Origin of the sequence: Allobosea lathyri, from assembly GCF_900108245.1 — a bacterium.
Classification (GTDB): Bacteria; Pseudomonadota; Alphaproteobacteria; order Rhizobiales; family Beijerinckiaceae; genus Allobosea; species Allobosea lathyri.
Genome location: NZ_FNUY01000005.1, coordinates 1 through 21,620 on the forward strand (window position 1 = coordinate 1; position 21,620 = coordinate 21,620).

Sequence of the window (21,620 nt, forward strand, 5' to 3'; positions counted from 1 at the left end):
CTGCGCGCATATTGGCGTAGGCCCTGGCGATCGGGAACTGGATGCCCTGGTTCTGGCCGATCGGCCGGCCGAAGACCTGGCGTTCCCTGGCATAGGCCGAGGCCTTCTCGACGAACCATTTGGCATCGCCGACGCATTCCGACGCGATCAGGATGCGCTCGGCATTCATGCCCGAGAGGATGTAGCGAAAGCCCTTGCCCTCCTCGCCGACGAGATTGGCGGCGGGCACGCGGACATTGTCGAAGAACACCTCGGTGGTGGCGTGGTTCATCATCGTGCGGATCGGCCGGATCGTCAGGCCGGCTTTCAGCGCCTCGCGCATGTCGAGGATGAAGACCGACAGCCCCTCCGTGCGTTTGGCGACCTCCTCGCGCGGCGTGGTGCGGGCCAGCAGCAGCATCAGGTCGGACTGCGCGGCCCGGCTCGTCCAGATCTTCTGGCCGTTGACGATGTAATGATCGCCCTCGCGCCGGGCCGTCGTGCGCAGGCTTGTCGTGTCGGTCCCGCTGGTCGGTTCGGTGACGCCGAAGGCCTGCAGCCGCAACTCGCCCGAAGCGATCTTGGGCAGATAGGCCTGCTTCTGCTCGGCCGAGCCGTGCCGCAGCAGCGTGCCCATGATGTACATCTGCGCATGGCAGGCCGCGCCATTGCAGCCCTGGCGCTGGATTTCCTCCATGATCACGCTCGCGGCCGACAGCGGCAGGCCGGCCCCGCCATACTCCTCCGGGATCAGCGCCGAGAGGAAGCCGCTTTGCGTGAGAGCATCGACGAACGCGCTCGGGTAAGCCATCTCGCGGTCGAGCTTGCGCCAGTATTCGCCCGGAAAGCCCGCGCAGAGCCTGGCGACGGCGTCGCGGATGTCGGCGTGGTCTGAAGATTGATGCATCGTTGCCTCAGGAATGTCGGGGGGCGGCGGCAACCGCGCGCCAGTTTTCGAAGGTTTCGTCGCTCACCGTGCCCAGCACCGCGCGCAAAGCCCGCGTCATCGGCAGGGGGCCGGAGCCGTGGCCGATCGCTAGAGCGAGGTCGATATCCTTGCGCAGGATCGACTGGAGGGACTCGAAATCGGCGCGCGTCTTCGCCCAGGCCTCATAAGCTTCGGGAGCGTCGCCGGCCTTGGCCGTGAAGAAATTACGGCCCGTGCTGGCCTCGAAGACGGGCATCGCGTCAGGCAGGAACAGACCGTTGTCCAACCCGATCCGGTAGGCCTCGGCCGCGATCATCAGCGTGGTGATACCCACGAGGTTGTTGACGATCTTGGTCGCCTGGGCAGAGCCGAGCGGACCGCAGTAGAAGATCGTGTCTCCCATGGCTTCCATCAGAGGACGCAGCGCATCGCAATCCGCGCGCGCGCCGCCCATGATGATCGCAAGCGTCCCGTCGCGTGCCTTGACGACGCCGCCACTGATCGGTGCGTCGACGACGCGCACGCCAACAGGTTCGAGATCGCGCTGGAGATCCTGCATCGAACCGGGCGCGATCGTTCCCATCACGACGAGGATCGGCTTGCTCTGGTCAACGCCTGAGCTGAGGCCGCCATTTCCGAGAGCGACCTCCCTCGCCTGCTCGGGCGTCGCCACCAGCACGATCACGACATCGCAATCGGCACAATCGGCTGCGCGGGTCACGCAACGGATGCCGAGTGCGGCAAAGGGGGCTCGTGCCGCCTCGCTGTGATCGCAGACGGTGAGCTCGAAGCCCGCCTTGCGGATGTTCATCGCCATCGGCGCGCCCATGGCGCCGACGCCGATCACCGCGACTGTTCTGATCGTCATGGCATGCCCTCAGGAGATCGTGACGCCGCTGTCGACGGAGAGGACCTGGCCCGTGACCACGCGTGACTCACTGGAGCCCAGATAAACCGCCATCTCGGCGATATCGGAGGGTCGACAGGGTCCGAGCAGGTGCTGGTCGGCGAGGCGCCGCAGTTCGGCGCGCTCCTTCATCAGGCCTTCGGCGCGCGGGGTCAGGACGAGGCCGGGCGCGATCGCGTTCACGCGGATCTTGTCCGGCGCGTATTCAACAGCCATCGATCGCGTCATCGACGCCACGCCGCCCTTGGCGGCCGTGTAGCAATCCCGCTCGGGCAGGGCCATCAGCGCCACCATCGACGAAAAATTGATCACCGAGCCGCCGCCGGACCGGACGATCTGGGGAATGCCGTGCTTGCAGCAGAGGAAAGTGCCGTAGAGATCGAGCTTGATCACCCGCCAGAACTCTTCGTCCGGCGCCTCCGTCACCCGCGCATCGGCGCTGCTGGAGCCGCCGGCGACATTGCAGAGCACGTCGAGACGCTCGAAGCGTTCGACAGTCGCGGCAACCGCCTGCTTCACGCTGGCAGGGTCGGTGATGTCGCAGATCAAGGCGAGGCCGCGCTCTCCCGCCGACGCTTCCCGCAGCGTGTCCGCCACGGCAGCCGCGTTGACGTCGATGGCGGCGATCCGCGCGCCCTCCTCGATGTAGCGTGCGCAGATCGCGCGCCCGATGCCGCCGGCAGCGCCGGTGATGAAGGCCACCTTTCCGTCCAGTCTCGCCACTATATCCTCCTGCTCAGATCATCCAGCCGGCGCGTTCGCCGTCGAGGATCGCCACATCGACCTGGCGCGGCGCGAGCGCATCCCCGACCAGGAAAATCTCGAGCCCGCTGCCTTCGAGGTCCCTCGCCAGGGTGTCGTCGGCGCGACCGCCCATGGCCAGGACGATCGGGCCGTCATGGGCGATCCGCCTGGCGCTCCCGTTGAAGCGGTCCTCGCAAACAAGGCCATCCGGCTCGATCGCGGTGACGAAGGTCGCGGGGATAACGGCGATGCCGAGCGCCGCGAGACGTCGATAGAGTGCCGGGGCATGATGAACGGGCAGGTCGGCTCCGGCGTGCATGTGGGGCGTGACGATCGTCACGCGGTGTCCGAGTTCGGCCAGTTTCTCGGCCGCGGCCGTGCCGGCCAGATGCGGATCGTCCTCGATAACGATGACGGGGCCGGAGAAGGCGTCGGGCGTCCGAAATGCCTCCCATGCGGTAAAGACGCGGGCGGAACGGGCTCCCTCGATCCCGGCGGCCTGCGGCCTGAGCGAGGTGTAGCCGTCACGTCGAGGGACAGAACCGGTTGCAATGACGGCGGCATCGAACCCACCGCCGGCGAGCGTCGCGCCGTCGACCCGCGTTTCAAGCCGAATGGAGATGTCGAGCCGGCCGAGCATTTCGGCCTGCCAGCGGTGGATCTCCGAGAAACCGCGGCGCGAGGCAACCTGTGCCGTCATCAGGTTCTGGCCTCCCAGCGCATCGCCTTGCTCGAACAGGGTCACGCGATGCCCTCGCTCGGCTGCGACGCGCGCGGCCGCCATGCCGGCCGGGCCACCGCCGACCACCGCGACATGCCTCATGCGCGCGGCCGGGCGGGCGGTTCCGATCCCGAGCTGTGCCTCGCGACCGACGGCGGGATTGTGGATGCAGCCGACGCCACGGCCGCGATCGAGGCCGACGATGCAGGATTGGTTCGAATATGTGCAGACCCTGATGCCGGCACGATCGCCGCGCGCGGCCTTCAGCGGCAATTCCGGATCGGAGATGAGCGCCCGCGCCATCCCGACGAAATCGGCCTGGCCAGCCGCAAGCACGGCCTCGGCATCCTCAGGCGTCGCGATGCGGGAGCTTACGCAGATCGGCAGGCCGGCGACGGCCGCCCGGATCGCGCCCGCCTGCGGCGCGAACTGCGCTTCGCGCGCGCTGATGTCGGCGATCCAGCCGGGATAGTGCAGCGAGGTCAGCCCGCTGACATTGAGATAGTCGATACCTTCCGCGCGAAGCCGGGACGCGATCTCCACCGCATCAATGATTTCGATGCCGCCCGGCACAGCGTCGGAGCCGTTGATCCGTGCACCGATCAGGAACTGCGAGCCCACGACCTTGCGGATAGCGCGCAGGGCATCGACCAGGAAGCGCATTCGGTTCTCGAGCGAGCCACCATAGGCGTCCGAGCGCTTGTTGGTCGCGGGCGAGAGGAATTCGTGCAGCAGATAGCCCTGAGCCGCGAAGAGCTCGACACCGTCGGCCCCGGCCTGCTGCATGTTCAGCGCGGCGTCGATCATGGTGGCGATGTATTCGTCGATATCGCCCTGATTCATCTCCTTCGGGATCTCGCCGGTTCGCGGGCAGGGTAGCGGCGATGGTGCAAACAGCGGCAGCCCGAACTGGGTGGTCCCGGGCGAACGGAGCTGGCGCCCGCTCGCATTGAGCTGGGACACGAAGCACGCCCCTTCGGCCTTGATGGCCTCGATCATGCGGCGGTAATGCGGCTGCAGGCTGCGATCGTTGGCCAAGTCCAACCCGCCCAGCGGCGTGGTCTCCAGCGCCCCTCCCCAGCTGCCCAGCCGCCGCCATGAATCCGGCATCAGGAAATTCGACATCACGATGAGGCCGGCGCCGCCCTTCGCCCGCTCGACGTGATAGGCGATGGTGCGCTCGATGGCGTTTCCATAGCCGGCTCCGAACACCACGGCATGCGGCATCATCGCGATGCGGTTGCGCAGCGTGACATGGCCAAGCCTGAGCGGACTCAGCAGCCTCGTGTAGCGGCCCGCCATCATGGCTCAGTACGGTGCTTTGCGCGGAAAGGCGGGAGGCCGCTTTTCGCGGAAAGAGGCAAGGCCTTCGGCGGGGTCCGGGCCGGAGAAGCCGAGCATTTCGAGCGCAAGCGAAGCGTCGAAGGTTGGGCCGGCCATGCGCAGCCAGTTGTTCAGGGCATATTTCGTCCATTGGATCGCGGCGGGCGCGCCCTCGGCCAGGCGCGTGGCGACTGCGAGCGCCTTCTCCTGAAGCTCGGATTCATCGACAGCCAAGGCCACGAGGCCGAGCTCCTCGGCCTTCTCTCCTGTGACAGGCTCGTTCAGGAGCAGATGGTACTTGGCCTTGGCCATGCCACAGAGCAGCGGCCAGATGATCGCGGCATGGTCGCCGGCCGCGACGCCGAGCCTGACATGGCCGTCGACCAGCTTGGCCGTCTTCGCCGCGATCGGAATGTCCGAGACGAGGGCCGCCGCAAGACCTGCGCCCACGGCCGAACCCTGGATGGCCGAGACGATGGGCTTCGAGCAGTTGATGATGTTGTAGACGAGGTCGCGCGCCTCCCGCCACATATTGGCGCGTTCCTCGAAGCTCTGGGTCAGCTTGTCGACGACTTCGAAATCGCCGCCCGCCGAGAAGGCCTTGCCGTTGGCGCAGAGCAGGACGGCAAGCGTCTCCCTGTCGCGGTCGACCACGCGCCAGATGTCGGCGAGTTCGCGATGGCCGTCCGCATCGAGCGCATTGAGGCGCTCGGGCCGGTTGAGCGTCAGGCGCAAAACGCCCTGTGCCGGTCGATCGCACAGGATCGACGGAAAGGCGGAATAGGCTTCAAGGGTCATGTCGTCTCCGATTTATGTCGGGTGCGGTCAGATCGAGCGCCGCGATGTCAGGCCGCCATCGATGGTGACGATGGTGCCCGAGGTGTAGGCCGAGCGCGGCGAGGCCAGGAAGGCGAAGAGGTCCGCAACCTCCCGCACGCTTGCCGCCCGGCCGAGCGGGTAAGCGGCCAGAAGCTCGGTGTAGCGGCTCTCGTCACCCCACTGTTCCCTCGCGCGTTTCTTCATGATCTTGGCGATGCGGTCCGTCGCGACGGGGCCAGGATTGATCCCGACCACCCTGATGCCGTCATCGAGGCTGCGGCCACCGAGAGCGCGGCTGAAAGCCATCAAGGCGGCGTTCCCCGTCGAGCCGGCGATGTAGCGGAAATCGAAATTCTCGCCGCCATTGCCGATGTTGTTCAGGATGACGCCGCCACCTGCGGCTTTCATCTGCGCATAGAAGGTCCGGCAGAGATCGATATAGCCGAAGACCTTGACCTCCCAGCCCTTGCGCCAGTCGTCGGCATCGACCTGCCACAGGTCGCCGCCGGGAATCGCGCCCGCATTGTTGACGAGAACGTCGATCCGGCCTGCCGCCGCGCTGATCGCAGCCGCAGCTCCCTCCGCGGCAATGTCCTGCTCCTGAACCACCACGGCGATGCCGCGCTCCTCGCGCAGACGCCTCGCCAGCGCCTCCAGCCTCGCGCCCGAGCGGGCGACGAGATGCAGGTCGCAGCCCTCTTCGGCGAAGGTCTCCGCCAGACCTTCGCCGATACCCTGGGACGCTCCCGTGATCAGGATCTTCTTGCCGCGCAATTGCAGGTCCATATGTCCCGGTTCCTATGCTTGCTGGACGATCCGCTCGATCTCGGCGATCGCCTCCGGATTGACGAGCGAGGACAGATCACCGGCCGGCGTGCGGGAATAGACGCTGCGAATGACGCGCCGCATGATCTTGGAGCTTCGCGTCTTCGGCAGCTGAGGCACGACGAAGACGGCACGCGGTGCGAAGGGACGACCGAGCCGCTCCTGGATGCGGGCGGTCGCGATCCCGGCGATGTCGCCGGGCGCATCGCGACAGGTCAGGAAGACCACGATCGCCTGCCCCTTGACCGGGTCGTCGGCACCGATGACGGCCGCTTCCACGACCCCCTCGATCTCGACCAGGATTTCCTCGACTTCGGCCGGGCCGACGCGCTTTCCGGCGATCTTGATGGTGTCGTCAGAGCGGCCGAGCATGAAGTAGTTGCCATCCTCGGTTCGCATGGCGAGGTCGCCGTGGATCCACAGGCCGGGGATCGTGCGCCAATAGCTGTCCAGGTAGCGCTCGTCGTCCTGCCAGAAGCTGGCGGTCATGCCGACGAAGGGCGCGCGGATGGCGAGTTCGCCGATTGCGCCGGTCAGCGACCTGCCTTCCGGATCGACCACGTCGGCAGCGACGCCGGGAGAGCGCGAATTGAAGCCCGCCGGGACGATCGGCTTGACGACGACGCTGGAGAGCAGGCCGCCCGAGACCTCCGTTCCACCGGTATAGTTGATCAGCGGACAGACACCTCGGCCAAAATGGCGCTCGAACCAGATGAAATGCTCGGGCGCGATGCTCTCGCCGGCCGTGATCAGCAACCTGAGCGAGGAGAGATCGGCGCTCGTGCTCTTGACCTCGTTGGACGCGAAGCCGCGGACCAGCGTCGGCGCGGAGCCGAAATGGGTGACGCGATAGCGCTCGATCAGCCCCGCCATGCGCGACCAGTCGGGATAGTCCGGCGCGCCATCGTAGCAGACCAGCGTCGCGCCGCGCATCAGGGCGGAGGCGAGGATCAGGGAGCCGGCGATCCAGCCCATATCGGCGGGCCAGCAGAAGACATCGCCGGGGGCGACGTCGAAATGGATGGCTGAATCATGTGCGATCTTGATCGGAAAGCCGCCATGGACGTGGACGGCACCCTTGGGCTTGCCTGTCGTGCCCGAGGTGAAGATCACCATGAAGGGGTCATTCGGCGCCATGCGCGCCGAAGGCGGTGCACTGGCGGCCGGAGCCAGGACCTGCGCCCATTCATGCGTCCCGCCCGCGATGTCGGGCGTGGACTTGTCTTCCGGCGACCGTTTGAGGATGAGCAGTTCGAGCCCCGGCAGCGCGGCGCGCACCGTCGCGATCGTCTCCCGGGTGGAGACGAAGCGACCGCGGCGCTGGAAGCCGGAGGTGGCGATCAGGGCGCGCGCACCGCAGGGTCCGAGCCGTGCTACGATCGCATCGGTTCCGAAGCCGCTGAAAAGCGGCACCACGATCGCGCCGATATGGGCTATGGCGAGCAGCGAGACCGATGCCTCGATGCCGTTCTCCATCAGCAGGCCGATCCTGTCTCCCCGCTTCAGGCCGAGCCGGAGCAAACCCGCGGCAAGACTGCGGACTTCATCAGCCAACTCGCGATAGGTGACGCTGCGCGCGGAACCGTCTTCCCGTTCGGCGACGATCGCCGTCCGGCCGGCCGCCTCGCGATTGTCCAGGATCGTATCGACCCAGTTCAACTCGCCGCCCACGAACCAGCGCGGAAGCGGCGCCCCGCGCGACAGATCGCAATAGCGCTCGTAATCGCGGCTCCATTGGATGCCGCAGAAGCTGACGATCTCGCGCCAGTAGGTCTCGGGATCATCGAGCGACAAGTCGCACAGCGCCTCATAGTCACGGACGCCCAGCCGCCTGGCGAGAGCCGTGACCTGGGCGCTTTCGATATCGTCCGGCGTCGGCTGCCAGATGTGGTTCTCGTCAAGGGCCATCGTCAGATTCCCAGATAGGCGCGCTGGACTTCGGGGCTTTGCGCCAGCGTGCCGGCTGCGTCCTCGGCGATGATCGCGCCGCCTTCGAGGATGTAGGCGTAAGCCGCGACCGAAAGCGCGGTCTCGGCGTTCTGTTCCACAAGGAGGATGTTCACGCCGGTATCTGCGATGCGGACGATCAGCTCGGCGATACGGTCGACGATTGCCGGCGCCAGGCCGATCGTCGGCTCATCCAGGAGAAGCATGCGGGGTGCGCTCATCAAGGCCCGCGCGACGGCGATCATCTGCTGCTGCCCGCCACTGAAGGTTCCCGCCTGGGTCGAGAGGCGTTCGCGCAGCTCGGGGAAGAGATCGAGCACCTTTTCGAGGTCGCGTTTGACGGCCGCCTTGTCAGTTCGTGCGTAGGCGCCGAGTTCCAGATTCTCGAGCATCGTCATTTCGCCGAACAGCCGCCGTCCCTCCGGCACGACGGAGAGGCCTTTCGTGACGAGCCGATCCGGCGACAGTCCGGTCACATCCTCCCCGAACAGCTGGACGCTGCCAGCGGTGGGCCGCACGAGGCCGCAGATCGTCTTGATCAGCGTCGACTTGCCCGCGCCGTTCGCTCCGATGAGGGTAACGATCTGGCCGCTGCGGACGCTCAGGCTGACATTTCGCAGCGCCGGCACGACCCCATAGCTGGCCGACAGGCCGGACACGATCAGAGGCGTTGCTTCAGTGGCCATGACGATGTCCCAGATAGGCGTCGATGACATTGCCGTTGGCACGGATTTCGGTCGGCGTACCCGTTGCCAGATGCTGTCCGTGATGCAGGACGACGATGCGGTCGCACACGCTCATCACCGCCTTCATGTTGTGCTCCACGAGCAGGACCGAGCAACCGAACTCGTCGCGGATGCGCTGGAGCACGGTGAGCGTGTTGGCGACCTCGGTCTGGTTCAGCCCGGTCAGCGGTTCGTCGAGGCAGAGCAGCCGCGGCCGCGCTGCGAAGGCGATCCCGATCGAGACGAGGCGCTGCAGCCCGTGCGGCAGCGTGCCCGCCTCATCGGCGAGATAGGGCGTGAGCCCGAGCATCTCGGCCGTCTCAGCCACACGCTCACGCCGCCTGGCTCCCCGGCCGACACCGTGGATGGTGCCCAGCAGGATGTTGTCGCGCACGCTCATGCTGCGCATCAGGCTGCCGTGCTGGAACGTGCGCACGAGGCCCATGCGGCTGATCGCCAGCGGCGACTTGCCTGTGCAGTTCCGGCCGAAGACGAAAAGCTCGCCCGCCGTCGGCTTGTAGAAGCCGCTGATCAGGTTGAACGTCGTGCTCTTGCCGGCGCCGTTGGGACCGATCAGGCCGAGGATCTCGCGCGGGCGGATCTCGAAATCGAGATTGGAGACCGCGACGAGGCCGCCAAAGCGGCGCGTGAGACCCTTGGTCGTCAGGAGGGGTTGATCCGCAGCCTGCATGTCAGCGCCCCCTGCCCGAGAGCGCAGCGAAGCCCCGTTTGGCCAGGCCGGTCACCCCGTGAGGGAGAGCCAAGACCGCAAGCACGATCGCGCCGCCGTAGAAGATGTGCTCCTGGCCGCCGAGACCGAGCGCATAGCTGCCGAGAATGACCAGCAGCACCGAGCCGACGACGGGGCCCACGACATTGTCCTCACCGCCGACCTTGACATAGGCCAGCGCGAAGGCTGCTACGAGGAAGCTGAAATCGCCCGGGCTGATGACGTTGTTGGCGAAGGCGTGCAGGCTGCCCGCAATGCCGGCCGCGAAGGAGGCCGCCGCGAAGCAGGCGATCTTGCAGAGCAGGATGTCGAGGCCGACCGTACGCGCGACGTTCTCATTGTCGCGGATCGCGGTCAGGATCTTGCCGAAATCCGAGCGCTCGAGGACGTAGAGCCCGAAGATCAGCAGCGCCGAGACCGCCATGATGAAGGTCGGCATCCAGGCGTCGAGTGCTGCCGGCGGAAAGATGCCGATCATGCCGGAGGTGCCGCCGAGCGCACTGCTCTTCGAATAGAGGATGCGCACCGCCTCGGTGAAGGCGAAGCCGATCAGCAGGAAGTACGGGCCCTTGGTGCGCAGCGTGATGTAGCCGAAGACGATGCTGACGAGGCAGGCGACGACGCCGCCGAGCAGCAGCGCGGCGAGGAACGGCCAGTTCAGGATCGTGATGGCGGCGCCCGTCGCATAGGCGCCGATGCCGACGAAGGCGGCTGTCGCGAAGTTCAATTCGCCCATCAGCATGACGAAGCGCAGGCTGGCCGCGGTGAGGGCGGCGATGGCGATCAGATTCACGACGCTGGCAATGTAGGCGTCGCGGACCAGGAACGTCGCGGCGAGCGCAAACGCGGTGCCGGCCAGCCACCAGGGCAGTTTCAGATTATCCATGGCCGAGCAGCCCCTTCGGCCGTACCAGCAGCACGACGATGACGAGGAGGAAGATGCCGATGCTCGCCGAGCTCGGATCGAAATAGAAGGCGCCGAAGGTCTCGATCGCGGCGACGAACAGGCCGCCGAGGATCGCGCCGGGAACACTGCCGAGCCCGCCCACGATGACCGCGATGAAGCCCTTGATCAGGTAGTCCGCCCCGATGACCGGCGACACGATCGTGACGGGCGCGATCAGCGCTCCCGCCAGCGCGGCCAGCGCGGATGCGATCATGAAGCCGGCCAGCGCCATGCGATTATAGGGAATGCCCTGCATCATCGCGGCCTCGTGGTCGATCGACACCGCACGCAGCGCCTTGCCGAGCTTGGTGCGGGTCAGCGCCAGATAGAGCACCCCGGTGATCACGACCGCCGCCACGCACAAGGCAAACCGCTGGACGGTGACGGCAGCACCCAGGATCGTCACCGTTCCCGGCAGGATTTCCGGCACCGGCCTGACGGCTCCTCCGAATGTCTTCAGGAGAATGCCGTCGAGCAGGAGCACGAGACCGATCGACAGGATGAAGGATCCCACCATGTCGCGCCGGAACCCCCTGAACCCGAAAATGTACATCAGGAAGCCGAGCGCCATGGCGACGGACACGCCCGCCAGCACCGACAGCAGATAGGCCGGCAAGACGGGAATGCCGCCACTCGCTAGCCACGGCACCGTGTAGGCCACAACCAGGGCCGACACGGCGAAGAGGTGCCCGTGCGCGAAGTTCACGATCCGCATGACGCCAAAGATGAGCGTCAGGCCGAGCGAGAACAGGATATAGACGGCGCCTATCTGAAGGCTCGTCAGGATGAGCTGGATCGTGGTTTGCATGGCCGGATGGTTTCGTCCTGACGAATCCCGCGATCAGTTGCCTTCCGGCACGATGCGCGACTTCTCGACCAGCTTGCCGTCCTGGACCTGCGAGATCGACACGGGCAGGCGCATCTGCTGCCGAGCGCCGTAGGTGCCAGTGCCGTAGAAGTCGACCTTGTTGCCGTAGAAGGACGTGAAGGAGACGTCTGCCAGAACTGCGCCGACCTTCTTGGGGTCAATCGACTGCGCCTTCTCCATCGCTGCCTTGATGGCGTAGACGGAGTCGTAGAAGCCGATCTGGATCGAATTCAGGGACTCGCCGAGGACGCCGCGAGCCTCGTCGTTGATCGCCTTCTGCTGGCTCGTTGCCGTCGGGCCGTCGAAGATGACCGCCGCGCCCATGTAGACGCCTTCGATCGCATTGCCGCCGGTCGCCTTCAAGCCGTCGACGCCGGTGCCGACCGCGATGACCTTGACGCCCTTCCAGCCGAGCACGTCGAGCTCGCGCAGCACCACTCCGGCATCGGCCGGGGGCAGCGAGGCGAGGTCCACGACCTCCGGCTTCAGCGATGCGATACGGGCCGCGATCGGCTGGAATTCGGTCGTTCCGCGCTCATAGAAGTCGCTCGACAGAATCTTGACGCCGGTATCGGTCCAGACCTTCTTCGAGACACCTTCCGTTTCCCGGCCGGTCGCGTCGTTAGGGTTCAGCATCGCAACCGACTTGGCCTCGGGATGCAGGCCATGGATGTAGCGGATCAGGGGCGGGATGATCTCGAATGCCGTGTTCATCTGGGTGAAGGTCAGCGGGAACTTCGGCCCCTTGATGCTCGAACCCCAGGCCGTCGTGAACATGACCACGCCCTGGCGCTCCGAGAGCGACTGGAGCGCCTGCACCGGGGCGGTCCCGAGGCTGCCGGCGATGAACTTCACGCCATCGCGGTTCAGCAGGGTCTGGGCGACGCGGGTGCCTTCGGCGGCGTTATACTTGTTGTCGTAGGCGAGGCACTCGAAGTTGTAGGTCTTGCCCTCGACCTTCACGCCGCCGGCCTGCGCGATCTCCTGCGCCGCCTTCTTGCACATGAATTCCGAGCCCTTGCCCCAGATGGCTCCGGCGCCGGAGAGCGGGATCGACAATCCCAGCTTGATCGTCTCCTGGGCATTGGCTGCGCCAAGCGTGGCGAAAAGGCCAAGAGACGTTCCGAATGCGAGCGACTTCATCCTGGTCGTGATCGTCATGTCATTTCCTCCACCTTTTGGAGCGCGTTTGAGCCGCGCCGTTTCTTTAAGTCTTTGCCTTGTCCGGGGCCGCCGACGTCAGTCGCGCAATGTCTGCCTCGGCGTAGCCGAGGGCGCAGAGCAGCGCGGCCGAATGCTCTCCCAGCTGCGGTGCCGGGCGATGGCCGACCGCCGTTGAGGCTGCGGTGCGCACGACCCTTGATGCGATCGGCACGCTGCCCCGTCCGACCGCGACCGGCTCATCCGCGAAGAAGCCGCCGGTGACATTTTCGTCCGCGGCCAGGGCCTGAGCTGGCGTGAGTGCGCGGCAGCCCGGAATTTTCGCCGCCTCGAGCTCGGCAAGGCAGCGCTGCGACGAGCGCGAGGCACACCATTCAGCCATGACCGCGCTCAGTAGCTCGCCATGCTCCCCGCGCGAGATGTCGGAGGCGAATCGTGGATCCTCGACCAGATCAGCCCTGCCCATCAGCTTCGCCCAGCGACGGAACATGCCGTCGCCGATGACCTGGACCATGACCCAGCCATCGTCAGTCGCGAACAGGTCGGAGGGGCCGGCGATCGGACTGCGGTTGCCGAGCGGCCTGCGGCTGCGCGCGCCCGCCGCCTCCTCGATCAGCATCGGATTGGTCATCGTCAGCGCGGTGCCGAGCAACGACGTCCCGACATGCTGCCCCCGGCCGGTGAGCCGGCGCTCGTAAAGGGCTGCCATCGCGGCAAAGGCCGCCGACATTCCGGCAGCGTAGTCGACACAGGAGATCGCGGCCCGCATGGGCATCTCGCCCGTGCCCGTCAGATGCATGGCGCCGCTGAGCGCCTGACCGGTGCCGTCGAACCCGATGCGATCGCGGCTCTGCCCCTCCGGCCCATAGGCCGAGACGGTCACCAGGATGATGTCCTCGCGGCAGGCCTTCAGGCTGTCATAGTCCAGCCGCGCCCGAAGCAAGGCAGCCGGCGGCAGGTTGACGATCACGGCGTCGGATGTGGCGACGAGACGCTCGAAGGCCGTGCGTCCCCCTGGGCTATCGAGATCGAGCGCGAGCGACTTCTTGTTGCGGTTCATCTGCAGATAGACCGCGCCGCGCCCGGCCAGCCCGATGGGCATGACCTCGCGATCCGGCGCACCCGCCGGCGGTTCGATGCGGATCACTTCGGCGCCCTGGTCCGCCAACATGGCGGCACAGAGGGGCGCGGCGATGTAGCGGCCCAAATCGAGAATTCGCAGCCCCGCCAACCCCAGGGAAGGCCGTGCCTCCATGGCGCCTTGCGGTGAAGCATCCTGCTTCGATTGCGCGTTCCCCGTCACGATCCTCGCCTCGGATTTCTGCGATAGGGACTTCCCATCGCTGACCCTGTCGTGTTAGTCATTCTCTATAAGGAATGACATTCACGTTTTTCTGAAAGCCATTCATACATGAGCGCCACGGTTGATCAAGACCTCTCGCCAAAAATCGTCGGCGCCGTCGCCAATGCCGTCGCGATCCTGAGATCGCTGGTTCAGCGAAGCGAACCGGCAGGCGTTGCGGCGATTGCGCGCGACACCGGCGTGAGCGTGAGCACGTGCTTCAACATCCTGCGCACGCTTGCGGGCGAGCGGCTGGTGGAGTTCGACGACGATGCGAAGACCTACCGGATCGGCCTGGGGGTGCTGGAGTTCTCGCTGCCCCTGTTGGGGGCGAACCAGGCCGACCTCATCCGGCCCGAGCTTCTGCGCCTTTCAGGGGAGCACAAGAGCCTGATCTGCCTCTGGCACATTACCGACAGCGAACGGATCATGCTGGTCGACCGTGTGTCGAGCGCCCGCACGGTGCGGGTGGACATGTCCCATGGATCGCGTCTGCCAACGTATGTAGGCGCGGTCGGACGCTGCTATGCAGCGCTGCGCGATCCTCCGCGTGAGGAGCTGAAGCAACATTTCGACACACTGCAATGGCAGGCGCCGCCAAGCTTCGACGCCTATGCAGACGATGTCGAGCGCGCGAAGCAGGACGGTTTCGCCTTCGATTTCGGACAGCTTTTCATCGGGTTGGAAATCGCTGCCGCGGTCATCACCGATCCGACCGGCAAGCCACGCCTGGGCATCAGCGGCATCAACATCGCCGGGCAGCTGCCCAGGCGCGATATCGAGCGGCTGGCGATGGATCTACGGGATTCGGCCGACTGGATCAGCGAGGCGCTGTTCGGGGTCTCGCGCGGCGTCCGGCAATCCGAGCGGCGCATCGCATCGGGACGCGCGGTGCCGCGGAACCAGGAGCGCCCCCGATGACAGGAGCGACGTCGCCCGCTGTCTGGACTTTCGACGATTTCCTGCCGGGATCGGTGCTGGGACGTCTTTCGATCGCGCTCGACGCGCAGCGGATCGCCCATTGGACCGCGATCTACGGGTTGCCGACGACGCCCGACAGGCTGCCGTCGGGGCTGCTCGTGGCCGCAATGATGGAAGCCTATCTGCGGGCGATCCAGCCACGCCCGCCCGGCAACATCCATGCGAGCCAGACGCTGAGGTTTGGTGGCGCCGCGAGGCCCGGCGACGAACTCCAGGCAGAGGTCGCCTGCGTCGCCAAGGAGCTACGCAGGGAGCGTCGCTGGGTCACATTCGGTGTGAGCCTGCGGAACGGTTCCAAAAACATCCTGGGCGGCGAAATCCGCACGATCTGGGCGAAGTGAGGAGCTGGGCATGGCTGTTCACCACGATATCGCTTTGCCGCAGGAACTGCAGCCGGCGCAACTGCACGTGGGTGCGGACATCGTCCATCGCTATGCCGAGCTGACCGCGGATTTCAACCCGATCCACCTCGACCCCGAATTCGCCGCCAGGACTCCGTTCGGCGCGCCTATCATCCACGGGACCCTGGGACTCAATCTGGTGGTCGAGGCCATCGAGAAAACGTTTGGGACGCTCCCGGCGGAGGTGGCGATCGAGGTGCGGTTCAGCCGACCGGTGCCGGTGGGTGCCACCGTGCTGGCCGGCGGAAGCCTGCGCGACCCGAGGACCGGGACCTACGAGATCTTCGTCGCGACCGAGAATGGCGAGCGTGCCCTCGAGGGCACCTGCGTGATCGGCATGGCCGGCTGATCCCATAAGAACACACGGAAGGACGATCAGAATGACCGATGCGGTCGATGACGAGACATTCAGCCAGTTGAAGGACGCCATCCAGCGTTTCGTCACCGAGCGGCTGGTACCCAACGAGATGCGCCTCGAAATCGAGGACGAGATTCCCGACGAGATCGTCGCCGAAATGAGGGATCTGGGCCTGTTCGGGCTGACGATCCCACCGGCCTATGGCGGCATAGGCCTCAATGCCCGCCAGGAAACGCAGATCGCACAGATCTTCGGCCACACGGCTTTGGCCTTCCGGTCGCTGCTCGCGACCAATATCGGCATCGGCGCACGCGGCCTGATCTTCGAAGGCACAGAAGACCAGAAGCAGGCCTATCTGCCGAGCCTCGCCAGCGGCGAGTTGATATCCGCCTTTGCACTGACGGAACCCGATACGGGTTCCGACCCCGCCAGCCTGACCACGCGCGCTGTCCGCGACGGCGACGACTACCTGATCAGCGGAACGAAGCGTTACATCACCAATGCCCAGCGCGCCGGCCTGTTCACGGTGATGGCCCGCACCGAGTTCGACAAGCCGGGCGCCGATGCCATCTCGGCCTTTCTGGTGCCGCGCGACACGCCCGGACTGTCGATCGGCAAGAAGGACCGCAAGATGGGCCAACGCGGCACGACCACCTCGGACGTGATGTTCGACAATGTGCGGGTGCCGGCCAGCGCGATCATCGGCCTCGTTCCCGGCCGCGGCTTCCGCCTCGCCATGCGCGTTCTCGACCGCGGACGCATTCATATCGCGGCACTCGCCACCGGAATGTGCGACCGGCTCATCGCCGAAATGGTGGGGTTCGCGAAGGAGCGGCGCCAGTTCGGCAAGCCGATCGCAGAATACCAGCTGGTCCAGGCGATGATCGCCGACAGCCACACCGAATATCTGGCGGCGAGGGCGTTGGTCGAGCAGACCGCCGCGATCTACGACCGCGACGGCGCAGCGCGGACCGAAGCCTCGGCCGCCAAATACTTTGCGACGGAGGCGGTGGGCCGTGTCGCCGACCGTGCGGTCCAGGTTCACGGCGGCGCCGGCTACATGAGCGAGTACGCCGTCGAGCGCTTCTATCGCGACGTGCGCCTGCTGCGCATTTACGAGGGCACGAGTCAGATCCAGCAATTGCTGATCGCTCGCCAGGTTCTCAAGGGAGCCTGACCATGACAGAGAATGCGATGCTCGACGGCAAAGTCATACTCGTCACCGGAGCCGGTGGCGGAATCGGGCGCGACATTGCGCTCATGGCGGGCGCGCACGGCGCCAGGGTCGTCGTCAACGATATCGGCGCCGCGCTCGATGGTCGAGGCGAGGATAAGGGACCTGCCGAGCGCGTCGTCGAGGAAATCCGCAGCGCGGGCGGAACGGCGGTCGCCAGCCTGGACAGCGTCGCCGAGCCCGAGGGCGCGCAGCGGATCGTGAGCGTCGCCCTTGATGCGTTCGGGCGCCTCGACGGCATCGTCAACAATGCCGGCATCCTGCGCGACGCCTTCTTCCACAAGATGTCGCTGGAGGAATGGGATCGCGTCCTCAAGGTGCATCTCTACGGCAGCTTCAACGTCAGCCGTGCGGCCGCGCCCATCTTCAAGGAGCAGCAATCGGGCAGCCTGGTTCACATGACCTCGACCTCGGGCCTCATCGGCAATCTCGCCCAGGCGAACTATTCGGCTGCCAAGCTGGGCCTCGTCGGGCTGTCGAAGTCGATCGCGCTCGATATGCGACGTTTCGGGGTTCGCTCGAACTGCATCGCGCCCTTCGCGTGGAGTCGCATGATCAGCTCCATCAAGGTCGATTCGCCCGAGCAGCAGGAGCGCGTGGCGCGCCTCCAGCAGATGACTCCGGCCAAGGTCGCACCGCTGGCGGTCTATCTCCTGTCGGACCGCGCCGACAGCGTGACCGGACAGATCTTCTGCGTCCGCAACAACGAGATCCTGCTGTTCAGCCAGCCGAGGCCCGTGCGCTCGGTCCAGCGCGAGCAAGGCTGGACGCCGGAGCAGATCGCCGATCACGCGATGCCGGCACTGTCTGCGAGCTTCCACGAACTCGACGTGTCGTCGGACGTGTTTACCTGGGATCCGGTCTGAGCCGGCGATTGAAGAAGGGTATTTGGACATGCGCCGCGCTGCGATCGTCACCCCCCTCCGCACGCCCGTCGGCCGGTTCGGAGGCGCCCTGAAGGATGTCCCCGTCGAACGCCTGGGGGCCGCCGTGGTCAATGCCATCCTCGAGCGGACGAAGCTGGACCCGGCTTTGGTCGAGGATGTGGTGTTCGCCCAGTCCTACGCCAATTCCGAGACGCCCTGCGTCGGGCGCTGGATCGCGCTCGAGGCGGGGTTGCCGATCGCCGTGCCCGGCATGCAGCTTGACCGGCGCTGCGGCGGCGGCCTGCAGTCGATCGTGACGGCTGCGATGATGGTGCAGACCGGGGCCTGCGACGTCGTTCTGGCCGGCGGCGTGGAGAGTATGAGCAATATCGAGCACTATACGACCGGTGTCAGATGGGGCACGCGCTCGGGCTCTCCCATCCTTTATGACAGGCTCGACCGCGGGCGCGAGCGCTCGCAACCGGTCCATCGCTTCGGCCATATCTCCGGCATGATCGAGACGGCCGAGAACCTTTCGCGGAAATTCGCGATCTCGCGGGAAGCGGCGGATGCCTATGCCGCCCGCAGCCAGCAGCGCGCGGCCGCCGCCTGGGCCGAGGGCCGCATGGCGGCAGAGATCGTGCCGGTCAGCGTTGCCCAGAAGCGCGGCGATGCCGTTCTCGTTGCCCGGGACGAAGGCATCCGGGCCGACACGACAGCCGACTCGCTCGCGGCTTTGCGTCCGGTGCAAACGGGCGGAACCGTGACTGCCGGCAACGCCGCCCAGCAGAACGATGCAGCGGCCGCCTGCCTAGTCGTCGCCGAGGACCGGCTCGAGGCGCTCGGCCTGACGCCGGATGCCTTTCTCGTCGGCTGGGCCGCGGCGGGATGTGAGCCCGCTGAGATGGGCATCGGCCCGGTTCCCGCGACGGCCAAGCTGATGCGCCGACTCGGCCTGTCCGTCGCCGACATGGACCTGATCGAGATCAACGAGGCGTTCGCCTGCCAGGTGCTCTCGGTGCTCCAGTCATGGGGCGGGGTCGATGAGGAGCGTGTCAACGTCAACGGCTCCGGCATCTCGCTTGGACATCCCATCGGGGCCACCGGCGTGCGCATCCTGACGACGCTTGTGCATGAGATGAAGCGCCGGGGCGTGCGCTACGGTCTCGAGACGATGTGCATCGGCGGTGGTCAGGGCGTCGCGGCCGTGTTCGAGCGGGCATGAGGCGTCCAGACATGCCTTCGGTCGTTGAATCCGACGCTCTCGACTTCGCGTCGCTCATTCGGCCAGGCGACCTGGTCTGCTGGGGGCAGGCCTCGGCCGAGCCGCTGGCGCTGACGAGCCGCCTGATGGCGCAGCGCGCGCGGATCGGGGCTTTCAGGGCCTTCATCGGCATCAGCCTGTCGGAGACGACGGACCCGGCTCACGCCGACCATGTCCGGTTCAGCTCCTTCTGCGGAACCGGAACCAACCGTAGACTGGCGGCGGCCGGCGCGCTCGACATCCTGCCCGTCCATTACTCCGACCTGGGGAAGGTGCTTCGCGAGACGGTCGATGTGCTCCTGCTTCAGCTCGCGGAGCACCCGGACGGTGGGCGCTTCAGCCTGTCCTGCGCCAGCGACTATGTCGAAGGCCTGGCCACATCGGCCAGGGTCGTGATCGCCGAGGTCAACCGGCAGGCACCGTTCACCTCGGCAGAGATCGATATCGGGGATATCGACGTCATCATCCGGACCGATCGCCCCTTGCCGGACATGGCAAGAGCCGCGCCGAGCGAGATCGAACGCGGTATCGCCGCGAATGTCGCAGCGCTGGTCGAGGACGGAGCGACGCTGCAATTCGGACTCGGCGCCTTGCCAGACTGCATCGCCGATCTGTTGGGAGATCGCAGGGATCTCGGACTCCATTCGGGTGTGCTGAGCGATGGTGCGATGCGGCTCATCGAATGCGGCGCGATCACAAATGCCCGCAAGCGCATCGATCGCGGGCTTTCGGTCGCGGGAACGCTGCTTGGAAGCCGGAAGCTGCTCGCCTTCGCTCACATGAACCCGTCGCTCAGGCTGCGCCCGATCGATGTGACGCATGACCGGGAGTCGCTGGCGGCTCTGCCCGCGTTTACAGCGATCAATTCAGCGCTGGAGGTCGATCTTTCCGGCCAGATCAACACGGAGACGGTCGGACGGAGCTATGTCGGGGCCGTCGGTGGCGCGGTCGATTTTCTGCGCGGCGCGCGGGCTTCGAAGGGCGGACTGCCGATCGTGGCCCTGCCATCGACAGCGCTCGTGAAGGGCGAGGCACGAAGCAGGATCGTCGCTCGGCTTTCGGGGCCTGCGACGATCTCGCGCGCCGATGCGGCGATCATCGTCACCGAGCATGGCGCCGTCGATCTGCGAGGGCTGTCCTTGCAGGAACGTATCCGGAAGCTGATCTCGATTGCCGCCCCGCAGTTCCGGGACGATCTGATGGCCTCGGCAGGGTCATCGACGCCGTGAATCGCGGCCCGGGCCCCCCAGTGGGCGCGCGCGCCGCTAATCGTCAGTCGCTGAATGCGTGGCTGCGAACAACGGACCTGATCGCATCGGTTGTCACAGGAACTGCCAGGTCCAGCACGCCCGTCGGCAGGGCAATGAAGATGTCCTGTGGCTTCACCGGCGCGAGATGGTCGAGATGGCGCAGCCGCCGCGTCGCCAATGCCTCGTCGACTAGTTTCAGCGGCATGATGCCCCCTTGCCCCAAGGCGATCATCGCATCGCCGACCTAGGCTGCCACGGCGGCGGGCGAGCGCATCAGCATGCCGAAGAGGTCGCGAGGATCATCGGGATCGGCAATGAGATCGAGTTCGTCAAAATTGCCGGTCTCGAGGATGCGCTCATGCACGTAGCACAGCGCGGAGAAGTCCTCGATCGCGAAGCCCACCGAGTCGAACAGGGTGATCTGGCGCCCGTCGCGCCGGCCCGGCTCGATACCCGCGATCACCCGCCAGAGCTCATTGACGGGATGGTCGGCGGGGAGCTGCTGGATATCGCCTTCGATGCGTGTCTGCGGCGGATACTCGACGAAGATGTCCGACCGCAGCAGCACCTCGCGCTGCACTTCGGTCTTGCCGGGACAGTCGCCACCGACGGCGTTGATGTGGACGCCGGCGCCGACCATGTTGTCGCTGAGGATCGTCGCGTACTGCTTGTCCGCCGTCACAGTGGTGATGATCTGGGCCCCCTCGACTGCTTCCATCGAGGACTTGCAGATCGTGGTCCTGAAGCCGTGCCGGGCCAGATTCGCGGCGCATTTGCGGGTCGCGGCCGGGTCGATGTCGAAGAGGCGGAGTTCCCTGATGCCAAGCAGGGCCTTGAAGGCCATCGCCTGGAACTCCGACTGGGCGCCATTGCCGATCAGCGCCATGCATGAGGCTCCGCGTGGCGCGAGATATTTCGCTGCGACCGCCGACATCGCGGCCGTACGAAGGGCCGTCAGGATCGTCATCTCGCTGAGCAGGATCGGATAACCGGTCGCGACATCGGCAAGCAGGCCGAAGGCCGTGACTGTCTGGAGTCCGTCGCGCGTGTTGCCGGGATGTCCGTTGACGTATTTGAAGCCGTAATGATTGCCGTCGCTCGTCGGCATCAATTCGATCACGCCCTCCAGGCTGTGCGAAGCGACCCGCGGGGTCTTGTCGAAGCTCTCCCAGCGCCGGAAATCGTCCTCGAGGCGATCAGCCAGATCCATCAGAAAGCGCTCGATGCCGATATGATGGACCAGCGTCATCATGCGATCGACGCTGACGAAGGGAACGACGTTGAGTTTTGCGGTCATGGTT

22 protein-coding genes are annotated in these 21,620 nt (G+C 66.1%); 7 read left to right on the plus strand and 15 right to left on the minus strand.

The annotated features are described in order from the left end of the window. The 13 genes from C4S73_RS12915 to C4S73_RS12975 form a co-directional block, all read right to left on the minus strand. Positions 1 to 886: acyl-CoA dehydrogenase family protein (locus C4S73_RS12915; protein ID WP_103872931.1), on the minus strand; the 886-nt coding region annotated here is incomplete at its 3' end. 7 nt (positions 887 to 893) lie between these two features. Beyond that, positions 894 to 1,775, minus strand: a complete 882-nt coding sequence (locus C4S73_RS12920; protein ID WP_103872932.1) for an NAD(P)-dependent oxidoreductase — start codon at positions 1,773 to 1,775, stop codon at positions 894 to 896. A 9-nt stretch (positions 1,776 to 1,784) separates the two neighbouring features. Beyond that, positions 1,785 to 2,537: an SDR family NAD(P)-dependent oxidoreductase gene (locus C4S73_RS12925; protein WP_103872933.1), complete on the minus strand. Its 753-nt coding sequence runs from the start codon at positions 2,535 to 2,537 to the stop codon at positions 1,785 to 1,787. Between the two features lie 13 nt (positions 2,538 to 2,550). Beyond that, positions 2,551 to 4,581 (minus strand): FAD-dependent oxidoreductase, encoded by a 2,031-nt coding sequence (locus C4S73_RS12930; RefSeq protein WP_160115762.1) that lies wholly within the window; start codon positions 4,579 to 4,581, stop codon positions 2,551 to 2,553. A gap of 6 nt (positions 4,582 to 4,587) precedes the next feature. Beyond that, entirely contained in the window at positions 4,588 to 5,400 is an 813-nt protein-coding gene (locus C4S73_RS12935; RefSeq protein ID WP_103872935.1) for an enoyl-CoA hydratase/isomerase family protein, read from the minus strand. Positions 5,401 to 5,427: 27 nt separating this feature from the next. Continuing rightward, positions 5,428 to 6,207: an SDR family oxidoreductase gene (locus C4S73_RS12940; RefSeq protein ID WP_103872936.1), complete on the minus strand. Its 780-nt coding sequence runs from the start codon at positions 6,205 to 6,207 to the stop codon at positions 5,428 to 5,430. A gap of 12 nt (positions 6,208 to 6,219) precedes the next feature. Continuing rightward, the gene (locus tag C4S73_RS12945) at positions 6,220 to 8,154 is read right to left on the minus strand and encodes an AMP-binding protein (protein ID WP_103872937.1); all 1,935 of its coding nucleotides are present in this window, start codon (positions 8,152 to 8,154) and stop codon (positions 6,220 to 6,222) included. A 2-nt stretch (positions 8,155 to 8,156) separates the two neighbouring features. After that, entirely contained in the window at positions 8,157 to 8,879 is a 723-nt protein-coding gene (locus C4S73_RS12950) for an ABC transporter ATP-binding protein (RefSeq protein WP_103872938.1), read from the minus strand. Next, entirely contained in the window at positions 8,869 to 9,609 is a 741-nt protein-coding gene (locus C4S73_RS12955; RefSeq protein WP_103872939.1) for an ABC transporter ATP-binding protein, read from the minus strand. Before C4S73_RS12955 ends, C4S73_RS12950 begins: the two co-directional genes overlap by 11 nt. Position 9,610: 1 nt before the next feature. Beyond that, positions 9,611 to 10,534, minus strand: coding sequence for a branched-chain amino acid ABC transporter permease (locus C4S73_RS12960; protein ID WP_103872940.1), 924 nt, complete (start codon positions 10,532 to 10,534; stop codon positions 9,611 to 9,613). Beyond that, positions 10,527 to 11,402 (minus strand): branched-chain amino acid ABC transporter permease, encoded by an 876-nt coding sequence (locus C4S73_RS12965; RefSeq protein ID WP_103872941.1) that lies wholly within the window; start codon positions 11,400 to 11,402, stop codon positions 10,527 to 10,529. Before C4S73_RS12965 ends, C4S73_RS12960 begins: the two co-directional genes overlap by 8 nt. A 33-nt stretch (positions 11,403 to 11,435) precedes the next feature. Next, positions 11,436 to 12,623: an ABC transporter substrate-binding protein gene (locus C4S73_RS12970; RefSeq protein WP_103872942.1), complete on the minus strand. Its 1,188-nt coding sequence runs from the start codon at positions 12,621 to 12,623 to the stop codon at positions 11,436 to 11,438. Between the two features lie 46 nt (positions 12,624 to 12,669). Further along, positions 12,670 to 13,926 carry a CaiB/BaiF CoA transferase family protein gene (locus C4S73_RS12975; protein ID WP_146071346.1) on the minus strand — a complete coding sequence of 419 codons (1,257 nt, stop codon included), beginning with the start codon at positions 13,924 to 13,926 and terminating at the stop codon, positions 12,670 to 12,672. A 108-nt stretch (positions 13,927 to 14,034) separates the two neighbouring features. On the opposite strand from C4S73_RS12975, the gene C4S73_RS12980 reads away from it, so the two are divergent. From C4S73_RS12980 to C4S73_RS13010, 7 genes are read left to right on the plus strand one after another with little or no spacing between them, the layout of a single operon-like run. Then, positions 14,035 to 14,886: an IclR family transcriptional regulator gene (locus C4S73_RS12980; RefSeq protein WP_103872944.1), complete on the plus strand. Its 852-nt coding sequence runs from the start codon at positions 14,035 to 14,037 to the stop codon at positions 14,884 to 14,886. Then, the gene (locus tag C4S73_RS12985; RefSeq protein WP_103872945.1) at positions 14,883 to 15,287 is read left to right on the plus strand and encodes a MaoC family dehydratase; all 405 of its coding nucleotides are present in this window, start codon (positions 14,883 to 14,885) and stop codon (positions 15,285 to 15,287) included. The genes C4S73_RS12980 and C4S73_RS12985 overlap by 4 nt, the downstream gene beginning before the upstream one ends. A 10-nt stretch (positions 15,288 to 15,297) precedes the next feature. Continuing rightward, positions 15,298 to 15,696: a MaoC family dehydratase gene (locus C4S73_RS12990; RefSeq protein WP_103872946.1), complete on the plus strand. Its 399-nt coding sequence runs from the start codon at positions 15,298 to 15,300 to the stop codon at positions 15,694 to 15,696. A 31-nt stretch (positions 15,697 to 15,727) separates the two neighbouring features. Continuing rightward, the gene (locus tag C4S73_RS12995) at positions 15,728 to 16,882 is read left to right on the plus strand and encodes an acyl-CoA dehydrogenase family protein (protein WP_103872947.1); all 1,155 of its coding nucleotides are present in this window, start codon (positions 15,728 to 15,730) and stop codon (positions 16,880 to 16,882) included. A 2-nt stretch (positions 16,883 to 16,884) separates the two neighbouring features. Continuing rightward, a complete protein-coding gene (locus C4S73_RS13000) occupies positions 16,885 to 17,805 on the plus strand; it encodes an SDR family oxidoreductase (RefSeq protein ID WP_200828008.1) in 921 nt (306 codons plus the stop codon). Between the two features lie 28 nt (positions 17,806 to 17,833). Beyond that, entirely contained in the window at positions 17,834 to 19,030 is a 1,197-nt protein-coding gene (locus C4S73_RS13005) for an acetyl-CoA C-acetyltransferase (RefSeq protein WP_103872948.1), read from the plus strand. Between the two features lie 11 nt (positions 19,031 to 19,041). After that, positions 19,042 to 20,298 carry an acetyl-CoA hydrolase/transferase family protein gene (locus C4S73_RS13010; protein WP_103872949.1) on the plus strand — a complete coding sequence of 419 codons (1,257 nt, stop codon included), beginning with the start codon at positions 19,042 to 19,044 and terminating at the stop codon, positions 20,296 to 20,298. Positions 20,299 to 20,341: 43 nt separating this feature from the next. Here the strand turns inward: C4S73_RS13010 and C4S73_RS13015 are convergent, their stop codons facing one another. Together C4S73_RS13015 and C4S73_RS13020 are read right to left on the minus strand one after the other, a co-directional pair. Further along, on the minus strand, positions 20,342 to 20,551 hold the full coding sequence (locus tag C4S73_RS13015; RefSeq protein WP_103872950.1) for a hypothetical protein: 210 nt from the start codon (positions 20,549 to 20,551) through the stop codon (positions 20,342 to 20,344). Between the two features lie 12 nt (positions 20,552 to 20,563). After that, entirely contained in the window at positions 20,564 to 21,616 is a 1,053-nt protein-coding gene (locus C4S73_RS13020; protein ID WP_103872951.1) for an ornithine cyclodeaminase, read from the minus strand. Between the last annotated feature and the right edge of the window lie 4 nt (positions 21,617 to 21,620).

Bases quoted from the DNA above. Each gene is read 5' to 3' on its own strand.
- C4S73_RS13005 (WP_103872948.1), top strand. From the start codon at position 17,834: ATGCGCCGCGCTGCGATCGTCACCCCCCTCCGCACGCCCGTCGGCCGG.
- C4S73_RS12930 (WP_160115762.1), bottom strand. From the start codon at position 4,581: ATGGCGGGCCGCTACACGAGGCTGCTGAGTCCGCTCAGGCTTGGCCAT.
- C4S73_RS12920 (WP_103872932.1), bottom strand. From the start codon at position 1,775: ATGACGATCAGAACAGTCGCGGTGATCGGCGTCGGCGCCATGGGCGCG.
- C4S73_RS12945 (WP_103872937.1), bottom strand. From the start codon at position 8,154: ATGGCCCTTGACGAGAACCACATCTGGCAGCCGACGCCGGACGATATC.
- C4S73_RS12990 (WP_103872946.1), top strand. From the start codon at position 15,298: ATGGCTGTTCACCACGATATCGCTTTGCCGCAGGAACTGCAGCCGGCG.
- C4S73_RS12935 (WP_103872935.1), bottom strand. From the start codon at position 5,400: ATGACCCTTGAAGCCTATTCCGCCTTTCCGTCGATCCTGTGCGATCGA.
- C4S73_RS12955 (WP_103872939.1), bottom strand. From the start codon at position 9,609: ATGCAGGCTGCGGATCAACCCCTCCTGACGACCAAGGGTCTCACGCGC.
- C4S73_RS13015 (WP_103872950.1), bottom strand. From the start codon at position 20,551: ATGATCGCCTTGGGGCAAGGGGGCATCATGCCGCTGAAACTAGTCGAC.
- C4S73_RS13000 (WP_200828008.1), top strand. From the start codon at position 16,885: ATGACAGAGAATGCGATGCTCGACGGCAAAGTCATACTCGTCACCGGA.
- C4S73_RS12940 (WP_103872936.1), bottom strand. From the start codon at position 6,207: ATGGACCTGCAATTGCGCGGCAAGAAGATCCTGATCACGGGAGCGTCC.
- C4S73_RS12965 (WP_103872941.1), bottom strand. From the start codon at position 11,402: ATGCAAACCACGATCCAGCTCATCCTGACGAGCCTTCAGATAGGCGCC.
- C4S73_RS12980 (WP_103872944.1), top strand. From the start codon at position 14,035: ATGAGCGCCACGGTTGATCAAGACCTCTCGCCAAAAATCGTCGGCGCC.
- C4S73_RS12970 (WP_103872942.1), bottom strand. From the start codon at position 12,623: ATGACGATCACGACCAGGATGAAGTCGCTCGCATTCGGAACGTCTCTT.
- C4S73_RS12960 (WP_103872940.1), bottom strand. From the start codon at position 10,534: ATGGATAATCTGAAACTGCCCTGGTGGCTGGCCGGCACCGCGTTTGCG.
- C4S73_RS12950 (WP_103872938.1), bottom strand. From the start codon at position 8,879: ATGGCCACTGAAGCAACGCCTCTGATCGTGTCCGGCCTGTCGGCCAGC.
- C4S73_RS13020 (WP_103872951.1), bottom strand. From the start codon at position 21,616: ATGACCGCAAAACTCAACGTCGTTCCCTTCGTCAGCGTCGATCGCATG.
- C4S73_RS13010 (WP_103872949.1), top strand. From the start codon at position 19,042: ATGCCTTCGGTCGTTGAATCCGACGCTCTCGACTTCGCGTCGCTCATT.
- C4S73_RS12995 (WP_103872947.1), top strand. From the start codon at position 15,728: ATGACCGATGCGGTCGATGACGAGACATTCAGCCAGTTGAAGGACGCC.
- C4S73_RS12985 (WP_103872945.1), top strand. From the start codon at position 14,883: ATGACAGGAGCGACGTCGCCCGCTGTCTGGACTTTCGACGATTTCCTG.